This window comes from Sphingobacterium sp. MAE (genome assembly GCF_056711605.1).
In genome coordinates this window covers 4018692-4031284 of sequence record NZ_CM160044.1, presented here as the reverse complement: position 1 = coordinate 4031284, position 12593 = coordinate 4018692, and the positions used below count along the sequence as shown (strand labels likewise).

11 protein-coding genes are annotated in these 12593 nt (G+C 36.0%); 5 read left to right on the top strand and 6 right to left on the bottom strand.

What is annotated here, in order from left to right; translation table 11 throughout:
* The first annotated feature begins 122 nt into the window (after nucleotides 1-122).
* A complete protein-coding gene (locus tag AC06G9_RS17200) occupies nucleotides 123-1733 on the top strand; it encodes a RagB/SusD family nutrient uptake outer membrane protein (protein WP_480956843.1) in 1611 nt (536 codons plus the stop codon).
* Between the two features lie 83 nt (nucleotides 1734-1816).
* A complete protein-coding gene (locus tag AC06G9_RS17195) occupies nucleotides 1817-3307 on the top strand; it encodes a glycoside hydrolase family 32 protein (RefSeq protein ID WP_045755075.1) in 1491 nt (496 codons plus the stop codon).
* Nucleotides 3308-3373: 66 nt separating this feature from the next.
* Here AC06G9_RS17195 and AC06G9_RS17190 read toward each other — a convergent pair whose 3' ends face one another.
* Complete coding sequence (locus tag AC06G9_RS17190; protein WP_045755074.1) at nucleotides 3374-3613, bottom strand: hypothetical protein; 240 nt, start codon at nucleotides 3611-3613, stop codon at nucleotides 3374-3376.
* Nucleotides 3614-3728: 115 nt separating this feature from the next.
* Between AC06G9_RS17190 and AC06G9_RS17185 the strand changes: the two genes are divergently transcribed.
* On the top strand, nucleotides 3729-4538 hold the full coding sequence (locus AC06G9_RS17185; RefSeq protein WP_045755073.1) for an alpha/beta hydrolase: 810 nt from the start codon (nucleotides 3729-3731) through the stop codon (nucleotides 4536-4538).
* Nucleotides 4539-4585: 47 nt separating this feature from the next.
* Complete coding sequence (locus AC06G9_RS17180; RefSeq protein ID WP_045755072.1) at nucleotides 4586-5779, top strand: metallophosphoesterase; 1194 nt, start codon at nucleotides 4586-4588, stop codon at nucleotides 5777-5779.
* A 29-nt stretch (nucleotides 5780-5808) separates the two neighbouring features.
* Here AC06G9_RS17180 and AC06G9_RS17175 read toward each other — a convergent pair whose 3' ends face one another.
* The 5 genes from AC06G9_RS17175 to AC06G9_RS17155 all read right to left on the bottom strand — a co-directional run bounded on the left by AC06G9_RS17175 (nucleotide 5809) and on the right by AC06G9_RS17155 (nucleotide 10904).
* Nucleotides 5809-6399: an HD domain-containing protein gene (locus tag AC06G9_RS17175; protein ID WP_045755071.1), complete on the bottom strand. Its 591-nt coding sequence runs from the start codon at nucleotides 6397-6399 to the stop codon at nucleotides 5809-5811.
* A gap of 158 nt (nucleotides 6400-6557) precedes the next feature.
* Nucleotides 6558-7571 (bottom strand): SMP-30/gluconolactonase/LRE family protein, encoded by a 1014-nt coding sequence (locus AC06G9_RS17170; protein ID WP_052627710.1) that lies wholly within the window; start codon nucleotides 7569-7571, stop codon nucleotides 6558-6560.
* Between the two features lie 409 nt (nucleotides 7572-7980).
* Nucleotides 7981-8493, bottom strand: a complete 513-nt coding sequence (locus AC06G9_RS17165) for a hypothetical protein (protein ID WP_045755703.1) — start codon at nucleotides 8491-8493, stop codon at nucleotides 7981-7983.
* 288 nt (nucleotides 8494-8781) lie between these two features.
* Nucleotides 8782-9495, bottom strand: coding sequence for a response regulator transcription factor (locus AC06G9_RS17160; RefSeq protein ID WP_045755070.1), 714 nt, complete (start codon nucleotides 9493-9495; stop codon nucleotides 8782-8784).
* An 11-nt stretch (nucleotides 9496-9506) separates the two neighbouring features.
* Entirely contained in the window at nucleotides 9507-10904 is a 1398-nt protein-coding gene (locus tag AC06G9_RS17155; RefSeq protein WP_094772283.1) for a sensor histidine kinase, read from the bottom strand.
* A 141-nt stretch (nucleotides 10905-11045) separates the two neighbouring features.
* Here AC06G9_RS17155 and AC06G9_RS17150 point away from each other — a divergent pair, with 141 nt between their 5' ends.
* Entirely contained in the window at nucleotides 11046-12452 is a 1407-nt protein-coding gene (locus tag AC06G9_RS17150) for an alpha-L-fucosidase (protein WP_045755068.1), read from the top strand.
* The last annotated feature ends 141 nt before the right edge of the window (nucleotides 12453-12593 follow it).

The window sequence follows — 12593 nt, the reverse complement described above, 5'->3', positions numbered from 1 at the left end:
CCTTGTCATGAAAAAATCAATATATATATGTTACACTGTGTTATCGCTAATATTAGTGAGCAGCTGCAGTGATTATCTGGATATCAATCCCAAAGGTCAATTGGGCGAAAATCAGTTGAATAATGTGGAGGCAGCAGAAAAATCTGGTCATTGCTGCATATTCTTCATTGGGTAATGAAAACTATAATAATAAAACAAATAGCCTATGGCCATATGGCGATTTGAGGAGTGGAGATGCTTACAAGGGAGGTGCTGGTACGGGTGATATGGAAGAATGGAACCTCTACGAGACCTTTGTCTCTATGCGGGTAGATGTTGGCGGATTGGATCAAAAGTGGTATCGACAATATGTTGCCATATCACGTGCAAACAATGCGTTACGAGTTATAAATGGTCTGAATGCAACTGACTATCCTAAGAAAGACATCCGCACCGCTGAAATGCGGTTTTTGAGGGCTCATTATATGTTTGAGCTCAAATTACTTTTCAAGTATATCCCTTTTGTAGATGAAAACTTAGCACCAGAGGATTATGTTACCCTATCCAATCGGGAGTATTCTGATACTGAACAATGGAATAAGATTATTGATGAATTTAGATTTGCAGCCACTACATTGCCCGAACAACAGGAGGGGCAGAAAGGGAGAGCTAATCAATTTATGGCTAAAGCATATCTAGCGAAGGCTTTACTATATGCGGCATATGAGCAAAATGAGCAACATCAGGTGACAGGTATTAATAGCCAAAAATTGGAAGAAGTGGTGAAGCTTGTCACGGAACTCGAGGGACGCTATGACTTGTCACAGGATTTTGCTTTTAACTTTCTGTGTGAATATGAAAATGGTCCTGAGTCTATTTTTGCAGTGCAGAATTCGCTGAATGATGGAACAGAATTTGGTCGTTTAGATTGGAGTGCTATGCTCAACTATCCCATGAACAATGAGTATGGTTGCTGCGGTTTCCATCAACCAAGTCAAAATCTAGTCAATGCATTCAAAACCGATAATGAGGGTTTACCACAGTTTACAGGATTTAACAATCTAGATATAACAACTGCTGCACAGGTGAAAACACAAAATGTGGATCCTAGATTATTGCATACGGTAGCTATCGTAGGTCTCCCATATAAGTATAAAACTGATTTTATCTTTCAGAATAGTTGGGTTCGCCAAATCGAAACTTATGGCAACTATATGTCATTGAAAGAAGTGGTGTTATATGATAACCCTTGTTTTAAAAAGGTAAATCCATTTATGAGCAGTAGTAAAAATAGGGATATTATCAGATTTGATGATGTCTTGCTCTGGAAAGCTGAGTCTTTGATCGAATTGGGTAGACATACGCAGGCATTACCCATTATAAATAAAATCAGGAAACGGGCAGCTGAGAGTACGTTTAGATTGGTGGATCGTGAAGGTGCGCCTACAGGTCAATTTAAAGTTGCCGCATATGTAGATGGGGTAAACTGTACTTGGAATCAAAATTATGCACGTGAGGCATTGCGTTGGGAGAGAAGATTGGAATTTGCTATGGAAGGGTTTCGGTTCTTTGATCTGGTACGTTGGGGAATTGCGGATACATATATCAATACTTACTTGCAGAAAGAAAAAACACGACGAAATTATTTGGCAGCTTCGGTATTTAAGAAAAGTAGAGATGAATATTTTCCGATACCATTGTCGCAAATCAATTTCAGTAAAAAACTATATGTCCAAAATTTTGGTTGGTATTAATAATATTAAATTGAACTATGGGAAAAAGGTGGAAAAGTAATGATAGATAATCTGGAATTTTATAAACTTAAAAGCATATGGTAATGAGGAAATTATTAGGTATTTTATTGGTTTTGACAGTATTTAATAGCTGTCATACGTCGTCGAAAACAAAGTCTGTAAAGAATGAAAAATATAGACCTACCTATCATTTTACTCCCAAAGCGGGATGGATGAATGATCCGAATGGAATGATATTTTTAGATGGAACTTACCATCTGTTTTTTCAACATAATCCAGATTCGACTGTATGGGGACCGATGCATTGGGGACATGCTACGAGTACGGATTTAATTCATTGGGAAGAACAACCTATTGCTTTATTTCCAGATAGCCTCGGGACTATCTTTTCGGGTAGTGCTGTAATTGACAAAGACAATACTGCTGGATTTGGTAAAGATGCCTTAGTGGCTATCTTTACACATCATAATCATAAAATCGAAAATCAGAAAACAGGGTTGCACCAATATCAAAGTATCGCTTACAGCTTGGATAAAGGAAAGTCATGGACGAAATATGAAGGTAATCCAGTGTTGCCAAATCCAGGGATTTGGGATTTTCGTGATCCAAAAGTGATGTGGCACGCCGAAAGTAAGCAATGGGTGATGACATTAGCTACCAAACAGTCGATTACTTTTTATGGTTCTCGCAATCTGAAAGAATGGGTCAGGCTCAGTGAATTTGGGAACGAAGTAGGCGCACATGGTGGAGTTTGGGAATGTCCAGATTTACTTCGCTTTTCGACGCCTGATGGTGAAAAATGGGTATTACTTGTGAGCATCAATCCAGGAGGACCTAATAATGGTTCGGCAACGCAATATTTTGTGGGTGAGTTTGATGGTAAAACTTTTACTTCGAATCAGCACGATATTAGATGGATGGATTATGGACCTGACAACTATGCTGGAGTAACTTTTTCTAATACTGGCGACCGCCATATCTTGATGGGGTGGATGAGCAACTGGGAATATGCCAATACTGTGCCAGCATCGACTTGGCGAAGCGGAATGACAATAGCAAGGACACTTCATCTACAACAGGTCAAGAACCATTGGTATTTGGTCTCGACACCGATCACAGGGACGGGCAGCGTGGAAGAGATTGGAGATGCAACGCTGGAAAATGGGTCATTAGATTTGAGTAAATATATAAAAGGAAGTAATGGTGCGTTTGAATTGTCATTTGTCGTCGATCAAGTTGCTCCTTTTAATATCATATTGGGTAATGAAAAAGGAGACGAATTAATGCTTGGATTTGACCAATCAAATCAGCAATACTATGTAGATCGGTCTAAGTCTGGAAATACTAATTTTAGTTCTGCCTTTATTCAACGTACGGTATCACCTCGTATCTCAGATCATAAAACGATCTCCTATAGATTATTGGTCGATCATAATTCGGTGGAGATATTTGCGGATGGAGGAATATCTAATCTGAGCAACTTATTCTTTGTTGAACAGCCTTTTGATGTATTGAATTTGAAGTCTTCACACCCAGTTGGTATTAAGGATTTGAAAGTAAAAATTATTAAGTAAATTTAACACTATTTTAATAGTACAAAGAAGTGCTGTACTATTAAAATAGTGTTGCTATTCAGTATGTTATTCTTTAGTAAAAGTAAATTCACCTCCGCCTTGTTTCAAGACCATTGTTTTTTCTTGTGGATCAAAAGATAATACAATACCCGCTTTCTCGAGTTTGAATGTATCTTTCTCACTAGGTTCTAACTGATTGGCAGCCTGTCCTGTGGCTTGTACAATGAGTGTGTGCCCAGATTTAGTTATGGTGAGTTTAATCGGCACCTGATTCGACGAATAAACTCCTATATATTGATCTAACATAGAGCGATCTACTTGATAAGTTGACCATTGCTGATGAAAGTTTCAGCGTATCTACTTTTGCTATATTTAATTTATTGATTAACTTTAAATTTAGTTTATTTTAAAATATATCAGCATGTTATACAAAAGCCTTATCTTCTTCTTCTTCGTACTCGCTCAATTTCCGCTTTCAGCTCAGGACTATAAATTGTTAAAGGATATTTCTTATGTAGAGAAGAGTGACTCCGATTTGTATAAACAAGAACGGTGTAAATTAGATTTGTATCTTCCGGAAAACAAATCTGATTTTGCTACGATCATCTGGTTTCATGGTGGAGGCTTAGAGGAGGGTGCTAAATATGTTCCACTGGAATTGCAGGGTAAAGGAGTGGCAGTTATTGCCGTAAATTATCGGTTAAGCCCTAAAGTTAAAGGGCCGGCTTATATTGAAGATGCTGCTGCTGCTGTTGCTTGGGCTTTTAATCATATTAGTCAATACGGGGGTGACCCTGCTAAAATTTATGTTTCCGGTCATTCTGCAGGAGGTTATTTGGCCTTGATGGTGGGGTTGAATAAGGCATATTTGAAATCTTATGGTATTGATGCCAATAACATCAAGGGATTAGCACCTATCAGTGCACAGACTAATACTCATTATACCATAAAGAAGGAGCGAGGCCAGTCAATGGAAATCCCTATCATTGATCAATATGCACCTTTAACTTTTGCTAGAAAAGATGCACCTCCTATTTTATTAATCACAGGAGACCCTAAATTGGAGATACCTGCAAGATTTGAAGAAAACGCTCATTTAGCTGCAGTGCTGTTAAGTTTAAAACACCCTCAAACTGAGTTTTTCCAGTTGCAGGGCTTTGATCATGGCGCTGTATATGCACCAGGATGCCTCTTACTGTTAAAGTGGATCGCTGCACTTGAAAAAAAATAAAGTAATTTGGCACGGCATTCGTCTACTCTATAAGAGCGTTTGACGATATGGCAAAAAGACTTATTTTATTTCTATTACTATTCTTGATCAGTGATATTTACTTTTATCAAGCTGTAGTTACACTTTTTTCGGGTTCATCAATTCCAATTTTTTATTGGTTTGTTGACGTTTTAATAATTGTCTCGATTGTATCAATTATTTATCTTCGCCAACGAATAAGTGATATTCAACGCATTGCTTCTATTTTGATTACAGCAATGTTGCTTGTTTTTATACCAAAGTTGTTTTCTTTTCCGATCCTATTCATAGAAGATATTGGACGATTGTTTCGCGGTTTTCCTGCACGAAGTGTTTATGTGAGTGAAATAGTCGTTTTTATTGCAGTAGCGATCTTTTTAGCTATTGTTTTTGGGCTTACCCGAGGTAGACATCTGTATCGTGTCAGAAAGGAAATTCTATATTTTTCAGATCTGCCCGAAGCATTTGATGGTTTTACGATTACACAGTTATCGGATATCCATTCGGGCAGTTTGAGTAATATAAGAGGGGTGCAGAAGGGTATTGATTTGGCTAATGCACAGAACAGCGATGTCTTATTATTTACGGGTGATCTGGTCAATAATATGGCATCGGAGATGGATCCTTGGATCGATACCTTCACAGGTTTAAAAGCCCCGTATGGTAAATATTCAGTGTTGGGTAATCACGATTATGGTGATTATATTAAATGGAATAATGCATCAAGTAAAGAAGCTAATCTACAGCGTGTAAAAGAAATACACAGGGAGATGGGGTTCAATCTGTTATTGAATGAAGCTGTAACACTTCAGAAACAAGGACAACGCATTGCATTAATTGGCGTGGAGAACTGGGGTAAGGGAGGTTTTCACCAATTTGGCAATCTGACTCAAGCAACGGAAGATATTCCTATAGATTCATTCAAAATCTTGATGTCTCATGATCCATCACACTGGGATGCGGTGACAGTTGATCATGAAAAACATGTCCATCTCACTTTAGCGGGGCATACTCATGGTATGCAGTTCGGAATTGAAGTTTTTGGTTTTAAATGGAGTCCGATTCAATATTTTTATAAGCAATGGGCAGGTTTGTATCAGCGTGATGGTAAATTTTTATACGTCAATAGAGGTTTTGGTTTTCATGGATTGAAGGGGCGGGTAGGAGTATGGCCTGAAATTACTGTACTGACTTTAAAACGTTCTGATTCTGCGACAGCATAAGACAAATAGCACAATACCTTGCTTAGGGCCTATTTTTTTAAAATCCCCTTTTCCACACTCTCATCAATTAGTTTTTCAGCAAAATCCCATATCGTCTTGGAACCTTCATCAATTATTTTCTTTTTATCGTATACTTTGCTGTAGTTAATGTCAAATTCATTCCAAGTTCCACCACTGTTTGAGGTGTTTTGTAGCAGTGGTTCTAAGCGATCCATTGCTCTTGCAAATTTGGCCTCATGAGTGAGCCCTGCTTCAAATTCTTCCCAGATTTCAATGAGCCCTTCTGCCTGCTTTTGTGGAAGTAATCCAAAAATCCGTTTAGCCGCAAGCCTTTCTTCGTCGGTGTTTGTATGATTTTTCTGAGTATCGTAAATAAAAGTATCACCTGCATCGATCTCCACTATATCATGTATGAGTACCATCTTGACAACTTTTAGAATATCAATAGGTTCGTTGGAATGCTCTGCTAATATAATTGCCATCACGGCTAAATGCCAACTATGTTCTGCATCATTTTCATTTCGATCGCTATTAAATAGCTTGGTTTTTCGTTGTATATACTTGACTTTATCAATTTCTTTAATAAAATCGATTTGTTGCTGTAAATTTTTAAGATCCATCTTGATGAAATAAAAGCTGTACTACAGTTCGTGTATTGATTGGTGTAATTTTTTATCTGCACGAGTTATTCCTTATATCCTGCGATTAATATAAATTTTGCACAGCTGATCGGAAAGTTTTTATTGACCATAAATATAGAAAAATTGCAGTACATGCATTAAATCTTTAGTAGCGGAATACGTAATAATTTATCTGATGCAGTTATATACAAGTATCCGTCTCCGCCGAAATTACAGTTCGCAGTAGCAATACCAAGTTTAATCCTGCCTAACAATAATCCCTCACTATTGAAGATAACGATTCCATTGCCAGCTGCTGCAAATAAATATCCACCAGCCTGTACTTTGATCCCATCAGCTGCCATCGGTTCTGATGGAAATTTTGACCTAAAATCTACGAAGATCTTACTATTAACAACTTCCAATTTATTATTGAGCGTATACTCCATAATTAAGGGCTGCTTATGATCACTGATGGCGACATATAATTTATCTTGTTTTTCAGATAAGGCAATACCATTTGGTCGAGTCAGGTTGGAGATGATCTGAGTAGCTTTTCCAAAACGATCCAATCGATATACACCGTTTTCTTTAATCTCCCTATTTACTGTATCGCGTTCTCTGTGCGGAAGTCCATAAGGAGGGTCTGTGAAGAAATAATCACCACGTTGATGCTGACAAATATCATTTGGTGAACTGAACCTTTTATGATTCCAGTGTGTACCCAATGGTTTAAGTTTTCGGGTAGTAAGATCAATTTGTACGATACGTCTATTTCCATGATCACACGCTATCAAATGTCCTTCCTGATTGATCAATAATCCATTTGTGCCCGGTTCGTCACTATAGATATCAGGGCCTTGATATCCGGCAGGTTCAAGAAATTTCTCAAGTCCATTTTTTAAAGACCATTTATATATGGTATTAAGTCTTGGATCGCTAAATAATAGGTAATTTTCATCGTAGTTCCATACGGGACCCTCCGTCCACTGCATGCCATCTGCTAGCAATTCTACCTTTACAAAAGGATCTATTATTTTATTAAGTTCAGGATGAAATACTTCAATGGTCGCACCATCTGAAAGTTTCGAATTACTTTGCCCGAACATGGTGATGGGAAATAGAATGGTCAAGATAAGTACAGCAACTGGGATCATTTTATTGGGTGTCATTCTTTTTTCTGTATTGATTTTTTTATTAAATTATTCTGAACAGCTTTAAATATATGATGTCATTTCTGACCTTTTCAAAGCGAATAATAACGTAATGATCATGAATTCGATCATTACTAGTACTTTAGGTTAAGTAAAGATAGGAATATTTATGGTTTAGTCGAATTTATGAATTTTTGTGGGTTTGTAGGATTAAATTTTTGTAAGAAATCGCTTGGAGGCATGTCTAAAATCTAATCTCAATAAATTATGAATAGATCAGGTTAATCACGGTAACGAATGTGTGCTGATCTATTCATAATCAGGGAGTCAAAAGTGATATCCTCTTGTAAAAAACAAAAACTCCTGAACTTCACAAAAAGTGATCAGGAGTTTTTGTTTTTTAATGCTTTTTAATAAAGCAAAAAAATTATTTTAAAACGAACTTAAATCCCATAGAAAAACTTGATGGATCAAAGTTAACGTCATGTGAAATATTCCACCAAGGTTTCCAGTCAAAATGCATCGCTAACGGTGCCGATGGAATTCTAAATTCTAAACCTAATGCGGGACGGATCGCAAAATCCACATGGGTGTCATCATTTTCCCAGTGGTAGTGTTTATATCCTTTGGTATAATCGATAAATGATACTTGAGGACCTACACCGACATACCAATATAGACCTCGAGCGCCCTGAATACGTCTGTTATAAGAATAGTCAACACCTAGGACAGTGATATGATCCCCAAATAATACCTGTGCATTTACTGCATCATTTCCGCCAAAATTGTGTTTAATCTGAGGGCCAAATAAAGTCTCCCCATCGCCCAAATCTATTCCCAACCCAATAGCTGTCCGATAGGGTGTTTGTGCATTTGCCTTTTGCTGCGTGGCAAAAAATAAAGTAAAAAGAGTAAGAAAAGGTAGAATTACTTTTTTCATGATCATTATAAAATATTTTAAGTGAGCGTTTTCAAAATGAAAACTTTCGCTGTTGCAACAAATAGTTTGCCAATTATACTCTGAAATAATTATTGGAATTTTATCATGTTGTTTATGAGGTGATTGCCCGTTAAATAGTTGTGATTACCCATTTTCAATAATCAACGAAGCTCTTGTTTATGATTAGGGGTGACTGGAGAACATGCTTATTTATAATTTGAATAAAAATTTAAATAGGATGGGTTTACGACTATTCCAGTACAATTGTTAGATCGGTCAGGTAATTTATTATGATTCTTCATACACAAATATATATCCAGCTCCATAGACACTATCAATTCTGATGTTTTTTTCAGAATTGACTAGTTTCCTTATTCGCGAAATGAACACTTCTAAGCTTTTTCCATTAAAATAATCTGTATTTCCCCACAACTGCAAAAGAATATCTTTTTTTAATACCAATTGATTCTGATTTTTAATTAATAAATCAAGAATTTCAGTTTCACGAACAGTTAATTTTTTCTGTTTGCCATTGGACATTGAAAGTAACATACGCTCTTTTATAAAGGTTATGCTTCCTACTGAAACAGGGGCGATAGTAGCCACTTTAATTGGAATTTCTTTCTTTAATTTTAAGAAGTTTTTAATTTTTAATATGAGCTCTTCCATTTCAAAGGGTTTCCCGATATAGTCAATCGCACCTAGCTCTAAGCCTTTCATTCGGTCGATTTTTTCATGAAGTGCAGTTAAAAAGATGATGGCCTGATTCTGATTAATTTTTTGAAGTTGTTTTGCTAATTCAATTCCGTTCATATCAGGAAGCTGGATATCGATAATTGCTAAAGTATATATTCTTTTTTTATACTCATCTAGAGCGATTTCAGCAGACGGGCTCCAATATACACTGATACCTTTAAATCGCAAATATTGAGATAATACTAAGCCCAAATCGGGTTCGTCTTCTACCAAAAGTATATCAAAATAATGGTTTTTATCATGCATACGTAGCGTGGTTATGGTTGTATTATTATTAATTTAAATCTGGATCCTTTACCGATCTTAGATTCCACTTTTAAATCCCAATCCAATAAGTCTATAATTGTTTTTACGTAATATAGTCCTAAACCTAAACCTGGTTTTTTACCACTTGATTTAGAGCGATAGAATTTCTCAAAAATATGTTTTAATTCTTCCTGATGGATACCAACACCATTGTCTTCAATATTTAAAATTAACTCATTTTGTGTCTCTTCCCAATAAAAAGAAACTTTCGGTGAAGCTCTTTGATTGAATTTTAACGCATTGTTCACCAGATTGTCTAAAATAGAAAAATATAAAGAAGAATCTATCCATATCTTTTTAGATAATGATAGGGGAGTATAACTGACTTCAATTTTTCCTGAATGGCGTAGCGATATATCTTTTAAAAACTCTTTTGTTAATGAACATATATCTTCTTGTTTTAAATCAGGTTTCTGTTTTGGCAAAGAGACAGATTCTAAGATTTGTTTAAAATAAGTTTTCAATCGATCGGCTTGCCGCTCTATCACATTGCCTAAAGATCCAATCTCGGCGGTATTTAATATGGCCTTTTGTTCCTTTAGGGTTTCTGCACAGATCAAAATGGTCGTGATGGGAGTATTAAATTCGTGCCGTATATGATTTAAGAATTCAGTTTTTAATTCCGTTTCTTTCCTTTGATCGATCCAATTTTGATAGGTGAGGTAGTTAATTGTGATAATCAGTAGGATACATAAGATCGAAAAACATAATACAGGCAGCATATCCATCAATACTCTTGTCATTCTGTCGGGGTAATCGACATATAGACTGTAGGTAAATCTATAGGCGACATGACTCGCTACACTGACGGATAATTGGAGTATCTTGTTATTATTATTTATATCTTTTAAATTTCCGGCTATCTCGGTATTAATCTTTCCGTCATCTTTAAGGAAAAAAGTCTTCCAATCATGTCCATTTGGTAATAATAAATCCAATCGATCAAATACTAACTTATATGATAATGTGGTATCCAAATGATGTTTTGCTAATATTTCATTAAACACCATATCCATGTTTTGATATCGGCGCAATTCTCCCAAAAAAGAGGATAGCACCTGCTGTTGTTCCTGTTGTAGTGCCTTTGGATTATTTGCTAATGTACGATATAGACTTGATAACTGTGGCTCTAAAAACTGTTGAAACAGTTTATTTCCGCCAGGGAATAGTTTGTCATTCATCACATATTGACCATATGATTTTTCGATTTTCTGTTTTTGAATATTTTGAAAATTTTTATCCTTGTATTGATAAGTATTGAATACCAAAAAACCAATCAATAAGCAAAGCATAAAAAAACTACAGCATAACACCCATTTATAAAATCTGGGATTGTGTCTTAATATCATATTATAAATCTAGGATAATTTCAGTTATCCTAATCATCATTAACCTTTTATTAGGTTTTCATTATCCTTCTATTAATCACTTGAGCGTATTATAAAGGTTATTTTTGAAGCATAATTAAATTATAAATCTATTGATGTCATATGAAAAATAACAAATTTTTGACCGCAGTGTTACTTATCTTAGGCTTAATGCAAGTAAACACGATTGTGGCTCAAGTAAAGGAATCTGAATTAAGGAAGCAACAACTTGATTTTGTAAATCTAGGCTTTGGAATGTTTATCCATTATGGAATGCCAACCTATATGGATCAGGATTGGTCAGATCCGAATGCTTCGCTAAGTTTGTTCAATGCTCCTAAATTGGATGCAAACCAATGGGCTCTCGCTGCAAAGTCAGCTCATATGACTTATGGCTGCCTGACTACGAAACATCACAGTGGATTCCCGATCTGGGATACTAAGACCACAAACTATAATGTGATGAATACTCCTTTTGGACGTGATGTAGTGAAGGAATATGCTGATGCTTTCCGTAAAAATGGATTAAAAGTGATGCTTTATTATTCTATTTTAGATACGCATCAAGAAATAAGACCTAACCATATAACCAGCAACCATATTCAGATGATCAAGGATCAATTGACGGAACTGTTAACTAATTACGGTGAAATTAATGCATTAGTAATTGACGGTTGGGACGCTCCATGGTCTCGTATTTCTTATGATGATATTCCTTTTGATGATATTTATTACCATATTAAATCTCTTCAACCTCAATGTTTGGTTATGGAACTTAATTCTGCGAAATACCCTGGTGATGCGTTATTCTATTCAGATATTAAATCATATGAACAGGGTGCTGGACAGTTTATCTCCAAGGAGCATAATAAACTTCCTGCGATGGCTTGCTTACCACTTCAACAGAATTGGTTTTGGAAAAAATCATTTCCTAAAACTCCCGTTAAGGAGGTCAAGAGTCTTGTCAATGATTTCATAATCCCTTATAATGGTGCCTATTGTAATTTTATGCTTAATGTAGCTCCTAATGCTGACGGACTTATTGATGAAAATGCATTGATCGCACTCCAGGAGATCGGAAACTTATATAAAAATAAACCCTCTTATTCGGAATTACCGGCTTATGAAAGTCCTGTAATAGGAAGTAATATGGCACTAAAAGCATATACAAATTCGAGCTGGAGTGACGATATGAATCTTATGGATTTTGCAAATGACGATAACTTTGGGAGTTCTTGGGTGTCAAATGCTGCCGCTTCTGCTAGTCCATGGTGGGAACTTGCTTTTGAACGATCAAAAGCATTCAATACAATTGTGATTACAGAAGGAAAAGATCATCCATCGGTTTACAATCTAGTTTATTTTAAAGACGGAAAGTGGTACCCAATCCTTGCTGAGCAGAAAGATCAAGGACGTATCAAGATATTCAAATTTAAGACTGTGATAGGTCAAAAAGTGCGGTTGAATATGAAGCCAAAAAACGGGAAAGTTGTACTGGCAGAGGTAGGGATATATCATGAAAGAACATAAATTTTGCCATTAAATATAAAGACATTCAAGAGTAATAATTTTTATTACTCTTGAATGTCTACTTTGAGCGAAAATTTTATCCATGATAATAAGATAGCTATACGATTTGGTACTTAATTCGCTGCAGGATCGATAAGCTCA